Source organism: Pandoraea fibrosis (assembly GCF_000807775.2).
GTDB classification, from domain to species: Bacteria; Pseudomonadota; Gammaproteobacteria; order Burkholderiales; family Burkholderiaceae; genus Pandoraea; species Pandoraea fibrosis.
In genome coordinates, this window is record NZ_CP047385.1 from 4235282 (window position 1) to 4251247 (window position 15966).

A 15966-nucleotide genomic window follows, 5' to 3' on the forward strand; every position below is an offset into this window, starting at 1 on the left:
ATAATTGCGGTTTTCCCGAATTCGCAACCGTCATAGCTCATGGAAGCCGAACGCCTCAACGCACTTGAATCTCTCCTCGCCGATCTGCGCACCCGCGTCGGCGAGCTCAGGGGGTATCTTTGACTTCGATGTCAAACAAGCTCGCCTGATCGAAGTCAACAAAGAACTCGAAGACCCCAACATCTGGAACGATTCCAAGCGTGCTCAGGCATTGGGCAAGGAAAAGAAGGCGCTCGATAGCATCGTCACCAATCTGACCGAACTCGACGCCGGCATTTCCGATACGCAGGAACTGTTCGAAATGTCCCGCGACGAGGGCGACGAAGACTCGCTGGTGGCGCTCGAAAGCGACACGCAAGGTCTCGCCGCGCGCGTGGGCGAGATGGAGTTCCGCCGGATGTTCAACAACCCGGCCGACCCGAACAACTGCTTCATCGACATTCAGGCCGGCGCCGGCGGCACCGAGGCCAACGACTGGGCCGGCATGCTGCTGCGCCAATACCTGCGCTATTGCGAACGCAAGGGCTTCAAGGCTGAAGTGCTCGAAGTGTCGGACGGCGACGTTGCCGGCATCAAGAGCGCGTCGCTGAAAGTCACCGGCGACTACGCCTATGGCTATCTGCGCACGGAAACCGGCGTGCATCGTCTGGTGCGCAAGTCGCCGTTCGACTCGTCGGGTGGTCGTCACACGTCGTTCGCCAGCCTGTTCGTCTACCCGGAAGTGGATGATTCGATCGAGATCGATATCAATCCGGCGGACGTGCGTACCGACACGTATCGCGCCTCCGGGGCAGGCGGTCAGCACATCAACAAGACCGACTCCGCCGTGCGTCTCACGCACATCCCGACCGGCATCGTCGTGGCCTGCCAGAACGACCGTTCGCAGCACCGCAACCGAGCCGAAGCCTGGGACATGCTGCGCTCACGACTGTTCGAGCATGAGATGCGCAAGCGTCGTGCCGAGCAGGACAAGCTCGAGTCGAGCAAGACCGATGTGGGCTGGGGCCATCAGATTCGCTCGTATGTGCTCGATCAGTCACGCGTCAAGGACCTGCGCACCGGCGTGGAAACCGGCAATACCGGTAAGGTGCTCGACGGTGATCTGGACGACTTCATCTCAGCGAGCCTCAAGCAGGGAGTGTAAGGAATGGCGTTTGTCCGCACGCTAGCCGTGTGGGTGGTGAGCGCGCTGTGCATTCAGCGCGCCGCCGTTGCCGCCCCGGCCAGCACGCCGGGCGCACCCGGTGCAAATCCCGAGACGGGACCGTACCTGCATGAACTGCTCAAGCGCCCGGACTTCTCGGGCGCTTATGCGCGCATCGTCGCGCCGCGCGGGGTTCCCGCGTGGGTGCGTCAGGGCGGTACGTCGACGCCGTCGCAACGCGTGAGCGTCGCCGGCAAGCCGTGGTTGCTGGTGCAAAGCTGCAAGCCCCACGACTGCCCTAGCGAGTACGTCCACATTTTGTATGAGCCGCGCTCACAGGCGATCGCGGCACTGTTCGTGCGAGACCCGAGTGCGGCGGCCAACGCCGGACCGCATCAGGATCGCACTGAACTGATCTGGCTGGGCGCGCCCGACGGCTCGCTCAAGAATGCCCTGCTGCACACGCTGCGTTTTACCGAATAACCTCATCGCTCGCATCATGACCGATCAAAAGACTCCGGCCCAAGCGGCCACTCCGGCTGGCGACCTGCCGCAGGACGAAAACAAGCTCATCGCGGAACGTCGCGAAAAGCTGCAGGCGCTGCGCGCCAACGGCGTGGCGTTCCCCAACGACTTCCGTCCCGAGAATCACGCCGGCGATCTGCACGCGCGCTTCGAGACCGTGGACAGCGAAACGCTCGAAGCCAACCCCATCCCCGTGTCGGTGGCCGGGCGCATGATGCTCAAGCGTGTGATGGGCAAGGCTGCGTTCGCCACGGTGCAGGACGGCAGCGGTCAGATCCAGTTCTTCATCAGCAGCACCGACGTCGGCGGCGAAGCGATGACCGCCTTCAAGGGCTGGGACATTGGCGACATCATTGCCGCGACCGGCACGCTGTTCCGCACGCGCACCGGCGAACTGTCGGTCAAGGTGAAGGAGCTGCGCTTGCTCGCCAAGTCGCTGCGTCCGCTGCCGGACAAGTTCCACGGCCTGTCGGATCAGGAAACGAAGTACCGTCAGCGCTACGTCGACCTGATCACCTCGCCCGAGACACGCAGCACGTTCCGCGCGCGCGCCAAGGCCATCGCCTCGATCCGCAAGCACATGACGGACGCCGACTTCATGGAAGTCGAAACCCCGATGCTGCACCCGATTCCGGGCGGCGCCGCGGCCAAGCCGTTCATCACGCACCACAACGCGCTCGACATGCAGATGTATCTGCGTATCGCGCCGGAACTGTATCTGAAGCGCCTGATCGTCGGCGGCTTCGAGCGAGTGTTCGAGATCAACCGCAATTTCCGCAATGAAGGCGTGTCGCCGCGCCACAATCCGGAATTCACTATGATGGAGTTTTACGCAGCCTATACGGACTACCGTTGGCTGATGGACTTCACCGAGGCGCTGATCCGTAATGCCGCCATCGACGCACGCGGCACGGCAACCATCAAATATCAGGACCGCGACCTGGACCTGTCCAAGCCGTTCCACCGTCTGACGATTGTCGAAGCGATCCGCAAGTACGCGCCGGAATTCACCGACGCGCAACTCGCCGACATCGACTTCGTGCGCAGTGCGTTGGGCAAGTACGGCGTGAAGGTCGATGCTCCGCAGTTCACGAACGCCGGTCTCGGTGCGCTGCAACTGGCACTCTTCGAAGAGACGGCCGAGAGCCAACTGTGGGAGCCGACCTTCATCGTCGACTACCCGGTGGAAGTCTCGCCGCTGGCACGCGCGTCCGACACGTTGCCGGGCATCACCGAACGCTTCGAGTTGTTCATCACGGGCCGCGAAATCGCCAACGGCTTCTCCGAGTTGAACGACCCGGAAGATCAGGCCAACCGCTTCCAGGCACAGGTCCTGCAAAAGGATGCGGGCGACGAAGAAGCCATGTACTACGACGCCGATTACATTCGTGCGCTCGAGTACGGCATGCCCCCGACGGGCGGCTGCGGCATCGGCATCGATCGTCTGATCATGCTGCTCACCGACAGCCCGAACATTCGCGACGTGCTGCTTTTCCCGCACCTGCGCCGCGAAGACTGATCGTCGGGCGAGCGGCAAGCCCCCTCGCCGCTCGCCCTTGCGCTACCCGCGCAGCAAAATGCCGCAGCCCTCGTCAGGGTGCTGCGGCATTTTTTCGTCCCCCGGCCGGCGCTCAACCGAGGAAGAGACCTTTGAGACGATCAAAGGGGCCGGGCCTTGACGGAGTCCTCCGAGGTATCGTCATCGCCGGCCGCGCGGGGTGTCGAGGCCGCCGCATTTGGCGATGCGACCTCGCTACCTGGCGCCACCGATGTACTCAACACCTCGCGGCCCAGCGCGTCACACGCCTCGCGACGACGTGAGAGTCCATCCGCCCCCTGCGCTGCGACGAGCGCCTCTCGCCACTTCGGACCGGCGCAGTCGCGTACAAAATCGGTCACTTCGATCGCCGCTACCGTCCTGGATCGCCCTTCGGAATCCGTTCGTTCCGCAACGCGTGTGAAGTCCGCCAGACAATCGGTGAGCCCGCCTGCGTGCAGATGAAACGACACAATACGTAACGTGGCATCGTCCATCAGTGCACCGTCCGCGTCGGTCGTCAAATGCGGCAGTACGGCCCGCCCGACGGCACAAAACAATTCGGGATTCGGATTGGTTCGCCACGACGCTTCGTCGACCTCCGGCATCAACGCGCGCCACGACGGTGCCAATGCGCGCCAGCCAAGATCGTATTCCAGCGCCGCCATGGTCCCCGGCGCGTAGGTTTCCTGAGGCAGGTAAGTGGACGGAAGCATGAGACTCTCCGCCGTATGAAACTCGCTAGTGTTGTCCTCGCCTGACCTGTGATGCGCTTGCCCGCTATCTGTCGTCGCTTCGGGACTCGGCGACGTCTGCGGATCGTTTGCCTCGCTCGCACGACGCGCCGGTTTGGCTAGCCCAAGACAGGCCATTCGCTCTGCCATTTCAGACTGCAGCGCTGCGGCGTCCGTTGTCTTCGGGCAGTCGTTCACCGGCCGCACGGCATCCAGCAATTCGACCCAGTAAGCGCCCGGGCGATTCTTATTCAGAAATGCCACGCGATCCGCCTCAGTGTGTAAATGCATGAGCGTGCCGCCGAGCATCTGCACTTCGACGGGCGACTGCGATGGCAGGAATGGATGGCAAGGCGCCGCCGATGCCGCAGACGCCTGACGCGGTTCGCAACGCGCGTACTGAATCCGCGCACCGGCAAAATCGTCGGCGAGCGGCGTGTGACATAGCGCCGGCAACGACGCCTCAACGGCGCCAGGTGCGGGTACGAAAGGCGAAAGGCCCATCGAATAGGGGGTCAACGCAGGCATGCGCTCTCTCCTGTAAAGGCAGCGAATTGTGCCGTCATGCAGTCTAGAAACGCGGGCGCCCAACGTTTGTCGCATCCAGCGTGCGACTTATGAGAAATGGGAAAATGCTTCTTAAAATGCCGGTTCACCGCGATACGCGGACGGCCAGTCGCCATCGAGCCGCAGCCAGCTACGCGAGATGGGCAGAATCGCGCCGGTGGCGCCCTCCTCCACCAACTGACGTAGTGCAAGCGAAGACAGCGTCTTCGTATCGGTCGGGAACGCGAGCAGAAAGGTGCGGTTGACGGCGATGGCGGCGAACTCCGGCATGTCGAAATGCTCGACCATCGACTGATAGAGATTGCCCAGCACCAGCCCACCGGCGGGGGCCATCCAGTTGCCTCGGCAGCCACCGATGAACGTACCGTCGTCCAGCCTCGCGATGCCGAACTCGAAATGACGCGCCGACCATGCGCGCGAGAGATTCGACGCCGCTTGTGCGAACGCCGCTTCGAACGTCAGTCCGGCGTCCTGCAAATCCCGTGGCTGAAGTCGGCGCAGTCCTGCCGGGCCATCAAGCACGAGTGTGACGAAGACGTCATTGGAGAATGGCTCGCTGATGTCGCCCTCCGGGTCATGCGTGTCGACCCAGGTACGTTGCACCACGTAGGGATAGACATGCGGGTGGGCGGCAGCATCGAGCGGGGTGTCCAGCGGGGGCAGTGTATCTATCATGACGTTGGGACAGGTCGATGGGAACGACGTTCACAGACAATGCGTGCCATTATGCGCGCGCCACCACTGCCGCGCATGCGCGGCGATCCGCAGCATCGTCAACGGCAGCAGCCAAACACCCCACTGTCCCATTGGCGTCCAAAGCACGGCGAGATACGCTTGCAGCGGCAGTAACCACACCGCGGCGAGTTGCACGCCGACGAGTCGCGCTCGGGTGGCATGTCCTTGCGCGTCGGCCGGGTCTCGCAAGATCGAGAGACACATCAACGGCACGATCAGCCACGCCAATTCGTAGTACAGCAGGTAGGGCTGTGCAAGCAGCGTTGCCATCACCGCCGCCGCAACGCGCAATGGCAGGGGCGCTCGCTTCGCCCACAGCCATGCCGCGAGCCATGCCGACAAACCGGCCACGAGTGCGTAGAGCGCGTAGGCGACCGGCAACGTCGCGCCGTGCAGACGCGCCGCCGCGAACACCGTGGGCATGGCATGCCAGATGCCGCCTGCGCCGCGCTGGACCACCTCCACGTTGAACCGCGACACGGCCGCGAAGAAGGCTTGCCATAACGGCCAGCCAGACCATGCCAGCGACAGCGCGCAACCGAGCCCCGCCGTCAGGGCCATCGCCCCCAGCGCACGCCATTGCCGCGCGCAAAGCCACCACAGCGGAAGCATCATCGCCAATTGCGGCTTGATCACCAGTAACCCGCCGCAAAGCCCTGCCAACAACGGTCGCGAGCCTGAATAGGTCAGCGCGACGGTCATCAACAGCAGCGTAATGAGCGAGTTCTGACCGGCGAGCAACGCGACCCACAATCCCGGAAATGCGATCGCGATAACCCAGGGCCATCGCGACCACCACCGCCACTGCCGCACCGCCATCGCGAAGGCAGCAACGCTGACGATCACGTACACCGCGTATGTCCATGGATAGGACATCCACGACAGCGGCTGAATCAGCCATTGAAACGTGGGCGGGTAAAGCCAGTACCCGGCCTCTGGATAAGCGGGAAAGAACCGAAGGATGGTGGGGACGAACGTCGCGGGATCGAATGCGGCAAGCGCGTCGACGTGGCGAGTGATCCACGACACGGTCCAGAAAACGCGGAGGTCATGTCCCAGCGGTGGCATGCCCTGCGTTGCGCGGCCATCGCTTGTCAGCCAACTGACGGCCCATGCCCCGAGCGCCAGCCACTGCGCAAGCATCACGACACCTGCGGCCAAGACCACGCCGCGCGGCATCATGGCACGATGCGCGCCGATCCTGTCGGACACTAACGGCAAATCGGATGACGCCGCCTGACGATTCACGTCTGCCCTCCCGCACGACTTGTTTCATTTGTTAAGACACCCTCGCATGCACGGCGCGAGGAATGACGTCAAACAAAGCAAATATCTATATTTTTCATCGACTTATCGTGCCAATGCGGCGCATGCCCGAAGTGTTGCGGCGATGCACATCTTACATCGCGTTACAAAATGAAACTTACGCCGCGCTCGCCGTGAACCAAACTTTTCTCATGCGAAACCGCCCGTGCACGCCAGCACGAAGAAAGGGGTTCGCAACAACCGCACGATGGAGAAAACAATATGGATAACGATCTGCAACCGCGTCGCATGCATCCGCTGGTCGCCGCTGCCGCCGGCAGTATCGTCGTGGTCAGTCTGCTCGGCGTCGCCGCGATCACCGGCGTGCTGCCGGTGGCCAAGAGCACCGATGGTCCCGCGCCGGCTGGCAACAATTCGCAGTACGCATTGACATCGGCGCAACAGCCGTCGGCGTCGTCGCTACAGTCGCCGCAAGGGCAGTCGCAAGCCTCGCAGCAGGCGCCTCAGCAGGCACAATACGCAGCGCAGCAGGCCCCCACACAGCGCGCCCCTGCCCCGCAGCCGTCGTATGCGCAAACCTCGTCAGCGCCGGCACAGCAACAGGCCGCGACCTGCTCGACGTGTGGCACCGTGCAGTCGGTCGAACCGATCCGCACGCAGGGTAGCGCCTCGGGCATTGGCGCCGTCGGCGGTGCCGTGGCCGGTGGTCTGCTCGGCAATCAGTTCGGCGCCGGTAACGGCCGCACCGCAATGACCGTGGTCGGCGCGCTCGGTGGCGGCCTGGCCGGTAACGAAGTCGAGAAGCGCGTGCGCTCCGAGACCGTCTATCGCGTCTATGTGCGCATGGACACCGGCAAGACGCGCTACTGGACCTACCAGTCGGCACCGGGCGTGCAACCGGGTGACCGTGTGCGTCTCGAGAACAACGGCCTGGTGCGCGCGGGATAACCGCCCCACACCGTACAGGTATCGCAGAAATGACAAAAGCCGCTCTTTCGAGCGGCTTTTGTTGTGCCTGAACCGTTGGCGAGACAGGCGGGCGACCTCCTTCTCCCGGCCATCGTCCAGCGCGATGCGCAATCGTCAGACTTCGTCGATCCACGCCATCTGAATGGCTTCCAGCACCTTTTCACCGGCACGATCCGGCGCATCGTCGAAGCCGTCGAGCGCCATGACCCACTGATGCAGGTCGGTAAAGCGAACGTACTGCGGATCGACATCGGGATGGGCTTCGGTGAGCGCAATCGCGATATCTTGAATGTCAGTCCATTTCATGGGGCAGGCTCCTTTTCTCCTGACTTTTCACCCGGCAACGCCAACGGCGCTGCTCAGTGATTTTCCTTGGCGTGGTTGATCGTGTACTTCGGAATCTCGACGACCAGATCCGAGTCGGCAGGCACCAGGGTCTGGCACGACAGACGCGACGTCGGCTCCAGGCCCCACGCCTTGTCGAGCAGATCCTCTTCCTCGTCCTGCGCCGGTTCCAGCGACTCGAAGCCCTCGCGCACGATCACATGGCACGTCGTGCAAGCGCACGACAATTCGCACGCATGCTCGATTTCGATGCCATTGTCCAACAACGCTCTGCACACGGAAGTGCCCGTCGGAACTTCCAGCACGGCGCCCTCGGGGCACAGCTCGACGTGAGGCAATACAACGATTTGAGGCATGGCTTTGAATTTCCGTGTGTGTCTTACAGTTTGTCGATGTCCGCCACGCGCCGGCCAGCCAGCGCTGCGCGGATGCTCTTGTCCATGCGACGCGCAGCAAACTCGTCCGTCGCGTGCGAGAGCGTTTCGGTCGCCGCTTTGATCGCGGCCTGATCGTCGCCGGAAGACTTCTGGCGCAAGTCGGCCAGCAGGCCGTCGATCCTGGCGCGCTCCTCGGCGTCGAGCAATTCCGGGTCGGCTTGCAGGGCGCTGTCGATCGCCACCAGCAGACGCTCGGCTTCCACCTGCTGCTCACGCAGCGCGCGGGCACGCATGTCCTGCTCGGCCGAACCGAAGCTGTCCTGAAGCATGCGCGAAATGTCGTCGTCTGCCAGCCCGTAGGACGGCTTGACTTCGATGGACGCCGCCACCCCCGAATGCATCTCTTGCGCAGAGACCGAGAGCAGGCCGTCAGCGTCGACCTGATACGTCACGCGAATGCGCGCCGCCCCGGCCGTCATCGGCGGAATGCCACGCAATTCGAAGCGCGCCAGCGAGCGGCAATCGGACACCAGCTCACGCTCGCCTTGCAGCACGTGAATGGCCATCGCCGTCTGGCCGTCCTTGAACGTGGTGAATTCCTGCGCACGGGCCACCGGAATGGTCGCGTTACGCGGAATGATCTTCTCGACGAGGCCACCCATCGTCTCGATACCCAGCGAGAGCGGGATGACGTCGAGCAGCAGCCAGTCTTCGCCTTCCGCCTGATTGCCGGCCAACAGGTTGGCTTGCACGGCAGCACCAAGCGCCACGACCTGATCCGGGTCGAGATCGACCAGTGGCTCGCGACCGAAGAAGTTGGCAACGGCTGCGCGCACTTGCGGCATGCGCGTCGCGCCGCCAACGAGGACCACGCCCTTGACGTCTTCCTGCCCCATGCCGGCATCGCGCAAGGCCTTGCGCATCGGGCCGATCGTGCGTTGCACGAGAGGAGCGCCAAGCGTCGTGAATTGCTCGCGCGTGAGTTGCAGCGCGACATGACGCCCGCCGGACAGCGCGAGCGAGATGGGCGCTTGCTCCGCGTCGGTCAGGGCTTCCTTGGCGGTGCGCGCGTGATCGAGCAGACCGCGCACGTCTTCGGGCGTGAGCGACGCTGCATCGAGACCGGCAGCCTCCAGCACCCAACGGTAAATCACCTGATCGAAGTCGTCGCCCCCGAGCGCGGAGTCGCCGCCCGCGGCAAGGACTTCGAACACCCCCTTCGTCAGACGAAGGATCGAGATATCGAATGTGCCGCCGCCCAGATCGTAGACGGCATAGAGGCCTTCCGCGCCGTTGTCGAGACCGTAGGCGATAGCCGCTGCCGTCGGTTCGTTGAGCAGACGCAGCACGTTCAGACCGGCCAGACGCGCGGCGTCCTTGGTGGCCTGACGTTGTGCATCGTCGAAGTACGCAGGCACGGTGATCACCGCGCCCACCAGATCGTCGCCGAGGGTGTCTTCGGCACGCTGACGCAGCGTCGCCAGAATTTCGGCCGACACTTCCACCGGACTCTTTACGCCACCGGCGGTCGTCATCTGCACCATGCCGGGGGCGTCGACGAAATCGTACGGCGCGTTGTCGGCATGCGCGACATCGGCCAGACCGCGGCCCATGAAACGCTTGACGGAAACGATCGTGTTACGCGGATCGGTCGCCGCAGCCGCTTTGGCATCGTAGCCGATCTGGGTACGGTGTCCGCCCAGATAACGCACGACGGACGGCAGCAGCACGCGGCCCTGTTCGTCGGGAAGGACTTCGGCCACACCGCTGCGCACGGAGGCCACGAGCGAATGCGTCGTGCCCAGGTCGATGCCCACGGCGAGTCGCCGCTGGTGCGGCGCGGGGGACATGCCGGGTTCGGAAATTTGCAGAAGGGCCATGACTTTGCAATGCGGGCGACACGCTGGCGCGTGCGCCCTGTTCTCAAGCAGTTCTCAATGACATGTGACGGCGCCGCACCGGGCCGTCACGCGTTTTCCAGCATTTCGATGCGCTGCGCGATGTCTTCTTCGGCGCGCGCAATGAACATCAGTTGCCGCACGGCTTCCGCCGACGGCTGCCAGGCGCTGCTGTCGAGCCAGTCGCCCAGCTTGGTGAGACGCACGCGACGGTCGTCGCGCAGGGAGCGGGCCAGCGCTTCAAGGGCATTGATATTGCGTGCCGCGACAGCATCGTCGATGGCTTCGCGCCACTCCATTTGCTGCATCAGGAAGTCGGGGGCCATCGCGGTATTGTTCTCCGCGCCCACATCGATGCCTTGCAGCGTGAGGAGATACGTCGCACGTTGCAACGGATCGCGCAACGTGCGGTAGGCGGCGTTCGCCTGCGCAGCCCATTGCATGGCCACGCGCCGTTCGGCGTCGCTGGCGCTCGCGAATCGATCCGGGTGCACGCGCGATTGCACGGCCCGGTAGGCCGTCTCGAGCGCTTCGGTATCGAGCGCAAAGCGCGGCGGCAGATCGAACAGCGTGAAATAGTTGTCAGTCAACGCACTCATTGCGCACTCTTCATTCGTCACGGGCGTCGATGCGATAGGTCATCGCATCGCTTCTCCCACACTCGTCCCGCCTTCGGCCCGTAAAAAAAGCGGCTCGCGCCGCCTTGCTGCCTACGCTGCTGCACACTCGCCTCATCTGCCCTCGCCTGCGGCATCCGTTGCGATCCCGCCGCGCCGCAGAATCCGTCCCAAAGGTCGATGCACTTCACGCATCCGAAGGCTCGCCGCGTTGACATTTGCGACAAGGCAATCGACTGCCGAGCATGGCATCGCGGCCAGCGGCACTTTGCGTCCATGTCCGGATCTGCCACGGGGGAAGATGCCGGACATGTTGCCCATGCCCACACGCCAATCGCGCGACCCACTGGTCTTCGTCATCTCGCAGAAAACCGACGATCTCGCGCAATGGCGCCGCGTCAGATGCGGAAGGACTCGCCGCAGCCGCACTCATCCTTGACGTTCGGATTGTTGAAGCGGAACCCTTCGTTCAGGCCTTCGCGAGCGAAGTCCAGCTCGGTGCCATCGATGTACGGCAGACTCTTCGGATCGACGATCACCTTCACACCATGGCTTTCGAAGACCGTGTCTTCACCCGCCACGTCGTCGGCGTATTCCAGCTTGTAGGCCAGGCCCGAGCAACCGGTCGTCTTCACGCCCAGCCGCAGGCCCACGCCCTTGCCGCGCCGCGTCAGATAACGCGAAACGTGCTGCGCGGCCTTCTCGGTCAATGTAATGGCCATCTTGCCTGATTCCTTTATCCGTCGCGCCGCTCAGGCGGCCTTTGCCGGCTCGGCCGACTGGCCGTGCTTCTGCTTGTAGTCGGCCACGGCCGCCTTGATGGCGTCTTCGGCCAGAATCGAGCAGTGAATCTTCACCGGCGGCAGTGCCAGTTCCTGCGCGATCTGCGTGTTCTTGATGTCGAGCGCCTGATCCAGCGTCTTGCCCTTGACCCACTCGGTCACGAGCGACGACGAAGCAATCGCCGAACCGCAGCCGTAGGTCTTGAACTTGGCGTCTTCGATCACGCCGGCTTCGTTCACACGAATCTGCAGCTTCATCACGTCACCGCAAGCCGGGGCGCCGACCATGCCGGTACCGACAGCGTCGTCGCCCTTTTCGAACGAGCCAACGTTACGCGGGTTTTCGTAGTGATCCAGAACTTCTTTGCTGTACGACATGGCTAACTCCTTGAATGCTCAGTGTGCGGCCCACTGGATCGAATTCAGATCGACCCCGTCCTTGTACATTTCCCACAGCGGCGACAGATCGCGCAGCTTGCCGATCTTGCCCTTGAGCAGTTCGACGACGTAGTCGACTTCCTGCTCGGTCGTGAAACGACCCACCGTGAAGCGAATCGAGCTGTGCGCCAGTTCGTCGTTACGACCCAGGGCACGCAATACATACGAAGGCTCCAGCGAGGCCGACGTGCACGCCGAGCCCGACGACACAGCGACATCCTTGATCGCCATGATCAGCGATTCGCCTTCGACAAAATTGAAGCTGATGTTCAGGTTGTGCGGCACACGTTGTTCCATGTCGCCGTTCACATACACTTCTTCCATCTCCGTCAGACCGCGCAGCAGACGATCGCGCAGCATGCGCACACGGTCGTTCTCCGCTGCCATTTCCTCACGTGCAAGACGGAACGCCTCGCCCATGCCGACGATCTGATGCGTGGCCAGCGTGCCCGAACGCATGCCGCGCTCGTGACCGCCGCCGTGAATCTGCGCTTCGATACGCACGCGCGGCTTACGACGCACATACAGCGCGCCGATCCCCTTCGGGCCATACGTCTTGTGGGCCGAGAACGACATCAGGTCGACCTTGAGCGTATTCAGATCGATCGGCATCTTCCCGGTCGCCTGTGCGGCGTCGACGTGGAAAATGATGCCCTTCTCGCGGCAGATCTCGCCAATCGTCGCGATGTCCTGAATCACGCCGATTTCGTTGTTCACCGCCATGACCGAGACCAGGATCGTGTCCGGGCGCAATGCTGCCTTGAACACTTCCAGATCGAGCAGACCGTCGTCCTTCACATCCAGATACGTGACTTCGAAGCCTTCACGCTCAAGCTCGCGCATCGTGTCGAGCACGGCCTTGTGCTCGGTCTTCACCGTGATGAGGTGCTTGCCCTTACCCTGGTAAAAGTGCGCGGCGCCCTTGAGCGCGAGGTTGTTCGACTCGGTGGCGCCCGACGTCCACACGATCTCGCGCGGATCGGCGCCCACCAGCTTGGCCACTTCCTCGCGAGCCTCTTCTACCGCTTGCTCGGCAGCCCAGCCGAACGAGTGGCTGCGCGATGCCGGGTTACCGAACTGCTCGCGCAGGTAGGGCAACATCTTGTCCACGACGCGCGGGTCAATCGGCGTCGTGGCGCTGTAGTCCATGTAGATGGGGAGGTTGAGGGTATCGTTTTTCATGGGGTGCTCCAGGATCGTGCCGTGGCGCCTGTTATGAACGGGCCATATCGAAGACCGAATTGGGAATGCGCGCAGCGATGGTCTGGTTGTTGGTGCCGGACTCGCGGGTGTCGCGCAGGACGGCCTGCTGGGCCTGCTTGCTACGCTGCTGCTCGACGAGGTCGCGCAGCGAAACCGAATCGAGATACTCGACCATCTTCTGGTTGAGCGTCGCCCACAGCTCGTGCGTCATGCAGTGGCCGCGATGGCCGTCCTGGCCCTTCTCGCAGTTGCCTTTGCTGCCGCACTGGGTGGCATCGAGCGGTTCGTCGACCGCAATGATGATGTCAGCGACTGTCACCTCTTCCGCGCGACGCGCAAGGCTGTAACCGCCGCCCGGCCCGCGTACGCTTTCCACGATTTCGTGGCGGCGCAGCTTGCCGAACAGTTGTTCCAGATAAGACAGGGAAATCCGCTGACGCTGACTAATGCCCGCAAGCGTCACGGGACCCGCGTCCTGGCGCATGGCCAGGTCGATCATCGCCGTAACGGCGAAACGGCCTTTCGTGGTAAGTCTCATGATGATGCAGGGGATTAATCTCGACTATTTTCGTCAAGTATAAATTCCCTACGAATTTAGTCAAGTACTTCTGGCCCATTTTTTGCGGAAGTTCCCTCGCCCGTTTGAGAAATTTCTTATTTTTCGGGACGAGCTTCCGGCTGCGCGGCCCGGAGAGGAAACAGCAGCACCAGAGGATTGTGCAGCACGGCGCGCCACAGGGCGCGATGGATTTGCCGACGGTCGCCCAATCGCAGTGGACGCGATCGGAGCGCCATGTGAAATGCTAACGCAAAACTGACGCCGACGTTGAGCAGGGCCATCGATCCGACACCGGCCACGGCAAGCCAAAGGGCGGGATCGTGCAGCGCCGGCATGCCGAGTACGCCAATCGATGTGGCGATCGCCCCCGTCGACAGCGTGACGTGGCGCACCTCGAACGGCAACGCAAACGCGGTAAGCACGGCCGGCACCAGCCCCAGCATGAAGCCGAGCGTCAGATTGCCGAGCACCGGGGCGATATGTCGACGGCACCCGTCGGCCAGACGCGCCGCCCCATTGCGCCCGAAAACGAAGCGCAGGCGGCGATTGTAGGCCAGCACATCCCCAATGCCATGCAGCGCAAACCAGTTGTCCGCCCAGCCCGAAATCAGGCTCGAGAACCACAGCAGCACCCCGGTCAGAATCGCAAAGAGCGGCGTGACGCCCAGAATCGAGAACGAATGGAGTGTCGCGTGGGCCTTCTCGGGCGGAATCGTATTCATGCCTAGCGCCGCCGACACCGTCCACTGCACCAGCAAGCAGAACGGAAACACCATCGCCAGATTGCCGAAGATGGCGGCCGCCTGGGTGCGCACGAGGGCAATCACCTCGCCGACGAAGGCGTCCATGCCGGCCGGCGTGTCGACGTCGTCGAGCTTGCTGGCGATGGCCGGCGCCGTCATCGCGGGCTGCTTGGTGGCCAGCGTGAAATGACAGAAATGCATGAACAGGAAACAGATCGCGTAATTGGCACCGGCAAGGAACCCCTCCACCACGGTCGGCAGATGCGCGCTGGTAATCAGAAATTTGACGTAGACGGTCACCACCGTCACGAGGCCGCCGCCGCAGGCCATCTTCAACATGGCGAAGTACTCGCTACGATTGCGGGCGATGTAATGCTCGCCTGTCTCCGCGCTGCGCTCCACCACCTTGCGTGCCAGCAGCCCAAACGACGTCCGCGCCAGTTCCCCCACGCTCTGACTCGCCTGATTCGCACGCACCAGGTCGGCGAAGAGTCGCACCCGCGCCGTGGCACGATCGTCCTCGCCTTGTGTCAGCCATGCTTCGAGCAGGCGCTCAAGCCGGCGAATGCGCGCCTTCGCGCGCTCCACCTGAAAGACGATGTCCACGCTCACGCCGTTCTCGTCGAGATGCGCGTACACCTGACGCGCGGCGCGCCCGCAATCGTCGAGCAGTGCACGAAACACGTTGATGCGCTGCACGAAGTGCTGCGATGGCGGCGCACCGTGCGCGAAGTCTTGCCCCGCCTCCTCGAGTTCCTGCATGGCGCGGCCAAGCCGGTAGAACGGCGACTCGGTCACGCGCGGATACGTCAGACGAGAGCGCACGGCCTGCGACAGACCGGTCGACGCAATCTGGTCGACGAGGTGATGCATCGCGGCCAGCAAGTCTTCGGCGAACGGGTTCCAGTCGGCATCGTCCTCGGCATCTTCGCCGTAGTGCAGCAGCGCGATGAGATCGGCCAGCAATTCGGGCGGCATGGCGGCGATCCAGTCGGCCGCATCGCCGTCGGGGAACATGAGCGAGCACAACGCCGAAAGATCGCGGCGCGTCGGCGGCGGCGGAATCAGCGCTTTCTCGATACGCTCGATCAGCGCGCCCCAGAACCCCGGACGAACCGGCATCCCCGTATCGCACAGCAGGGAAATCGCGTCGCTCTCGTTGATGACGCTGCGTAACGTGCGTGCGACGGGCAAACGCCAGTCCGGATTACGCTCGAGCATCTGCAACAGATAGCGCAAGCGGGTGTGCGGACGATAGCGTGCCGCCTCGCCCGCCTCGCGCACCTCGTTGACGAGTGCGCCACGCTTCTGAACCCAATGCGCCAACTCGATCAGCCATTGATTACGCACGGCCAGCGGGGCCGACGGATCGGCGTGCGCGAGCAGTTCGTCGAGCTGATGGCCGGCGTGACGCGAGGCGCGCCATTTACGCCAGTACGAAGTGAGCGAATTGAGCATCGATTGGAGAGCGGGTGAAGAGAGACGGGAGAGAGGTGAAGCCAGATCGGGAGACGGGATGCCGCCGGG

The 15966-nt window shown here is 63.2% G+C and carries 17 protein-coding genes; 4 read left to right on the plus strand and 13 right to left on the minus strand.

Annotated elements, in window-relative coordinates; translation table 11 throughout:
* Positions 1–39 precede the first annotated feature (39 nt).
* The 3 genes from prfB (at position 40) to lysS (ending at position 3188) form a co-directional block, all read left to right on the plus strand.
* A protein-coding gene (prfB, locus tag PI93_RS18665) for a peptide chain release factor 2 (protein WP_201278402.1) occupies positions 40–1144 on the plus strand; the annotation gives its coding sequence in 2 pieces (ribosomal slippage) (positions 40–111 and positions 113–1144; 1104 coding nt in all).
* A 3-nt stretch (positions 1145–1147) separates the two neighbouring features.
* Positions 1148–1627: an Ivy family c-type lysozyme inhibitor gene (locus PI93_RS18670; protein ID WP_052240917.1), complete on the plus strand. Its 480-nt coding sequence runs from the start codon at positions 1148–1150 to the stop codon at positions 1625–1627.
* A gap of 16 nt (positions 1628–1643) precedes the next feature.
* Complete coding sequence (lysS, locus tag PI93_RS18675; protein ID WP_039373673.1) at positions 1644–3188, plus strand: lysine--tRNA ligase; 1545 nt, start codon at positions 1644–1646, stop codon at positions 3186–3188.
* A 140-nt stretch (positions 3189–3328) separates the two neighbouring features.
* On the opposite strand, the gene PI93_RS18680 is transcribed toward lysS, so the two are convergent.
* The 3 genes from PI93_RS18680 to PI93_RS18690 form a co-directional block, all read right to left on the minus strand.
* Positions 3329–4468: a hypothetical protein gene (locus PI93_RS18680; protein ID WP_039373675.1), complete on the minus strand. Its 1140-nt coding sequence runs from the start codon at positions 4466–4468 to the stop codon at positions 3329–3331.
* A gap of 111 nt (positions 4469–4579) precedes the next feature.
* A complete protein-coding gene (locus tag PI93_RS18685) occupies positions 4580–5182 on the minus strand; it encodes a hypothetical protein (RefSeq protein ID WP_039373676.1) in 603 nt (200 codons plus the stop codon).
* A gap of 30 nt (positions 5183–5212) precedes the next feature.
* Positions 5213–6490: a glycosyltransferase family 87 protein gene (locus PI93_RS18690; protein ID WP_052240918.1), complete on the minus strand. Its 1278-nt coding sequence runs from the start codon at positions 6488–6490 to the stop codon at positions 5213–5215.
* Between the two features lie 279 nt (positions 6491–6769).
* Between PI93_RS18690 and PI93_RS18695 the strand changes: the two genes are divergently transcribed.
* Positions 6770–7456, plus strand: coding sequence for a glycine zipper 2TM domain-containing protein (locus PI93_RS18695; RefSeq protein WP_039373677.1), 687 nt, complete (start codon positions 6770–6772; stop codon positions 7454–7456).
* Between the two features lie 135 nt (positions 7457–7591).
* On the opposite strand, the gene iscX is transcribed toward PI93_RS18695, so the two are convergent.
* From iscX to PI93_RS18745, 10 genes are all read right to left on the minus strand, one after another.
* The gene (gene iscX, locus PI93_RS18700) at positions 7592–7783 is read right to left on the minus strand and encodes a Fe-S cluster assembly protein IscX (RefSeq protein ID WP_039373678.1); all 192 of its coding nucleotides are present in this window, start codon (positions 7781–7783) and stop codon (positions 7592–7594) included.
* A 53-nt stretch (positions 7784–7836) separates the two neighbouring features.
* On the minus strand, positions 7837–8178 hold the full coding sequence (fdx, locus tag PI93_RS18705) for an ISC system 2Fe-2S type ferredoxin (protein ID WP_039373680.1): 342 nt from the start codon (positions 8176–8178) through the stop codon (positions 7837–7839).
* Between the two features lie 23 nt (positions 8179–8201).
* Positions 8202–10079: a Fe-S protein assembly chaperone HscA gene (gene hscA, locus PI93_RS18710; RefSeq protein ID WP_039373682.1), complete on the minus strand. Its 1878-nt coding sequence runs from the start codon at positions 10077–10079 to the stop codon at positions 8202–8204.
* An 86-nt stretch (positions 10080–10165) separates the two neighbouring features.
* Entirely contained in the window at positions 10166–10696 is a 531-nt protein-coding gene (gene hscB, locus PI93_RS18715) for a Fe-S protein assembly co-chaperone HscB (protein ID WP_039373683.1), read from the minus strand.
* 205 nt (positions 10697–10901) lie between these two features.
* On the minus strand, positions 10902–11147 hold the full coding sequence (locus tag PI93_RS18720; RefSeq protein WP_080759363.1) for a DUF3565 domain-containing protein: 246 nt from the start codon (positions 11145–11147) through the stop codon (positions 10902–10904).
* On the minus strand, positions 11113–11436 hold the full coding sequence (iscA, locus tag PI93_RS18725) for an iron-sulfur cluster assembly protein IscA (RefSeq protein ID WP_017234965.1): 324 nt from the start codon (positions 11434–11436) through the stop codon (positions 11113–11115). The genes PI93_RS18720 and iscA overlap by 35 nt, the downstream gene beginning before the upstream one ends.
* A 30-nt stretch (positions 11437–11466) precedes the next feature.
* On the minus strand, positions 11467–11874 hold the full coding sequence (iscU, locus tag PI93_RS18730) for a Fe-S cluster assembly scaffold IscU (protein ID WP_010807462.1): 408 nt from the start codon (positions 11872–11874) through the stop codon (positions 11467–11469).
* An 18-nt stretch (positions 11875–11892) separates the two neighbouring features.
* Positions 11893–13116 (minus strand): IscS subfamily cysteine desulfurase, encoded by a 1224-nt coding sequence (locus PI93_RS18735; protein ID WP_039373685.1) that lies wholly within the window; start codon positions 13114–13116, stop codon positions 11893–11895.
* Between the two features lie 31 nt (positions 13117–13147).
* Positions 13148–13675, minus strand: coding sequence for a Fe-S cluster assembly transcriptional regulator IscR (gene iscR, locus PI93_RS18740; RefSeq protein WP_023596701.1), 528 nt, complete (start codon positions 13673–13675; stop codon positions 13148–13150).
* A gap of 116 nt (positions 13676–13791) precedes the next feature.
* Positions 13792–15897: a site-specific recombinase gene (locus tag PI93_RS18745; protein ID WP_039373686.1), complete on the minus strand. Its 2106-nt coding sequence runs from the start codon at positions 15895–15897 to the stop codon at positions 13792–13794.
* Positions 15898–15966 lie beyond the last annotated feature (69 nt).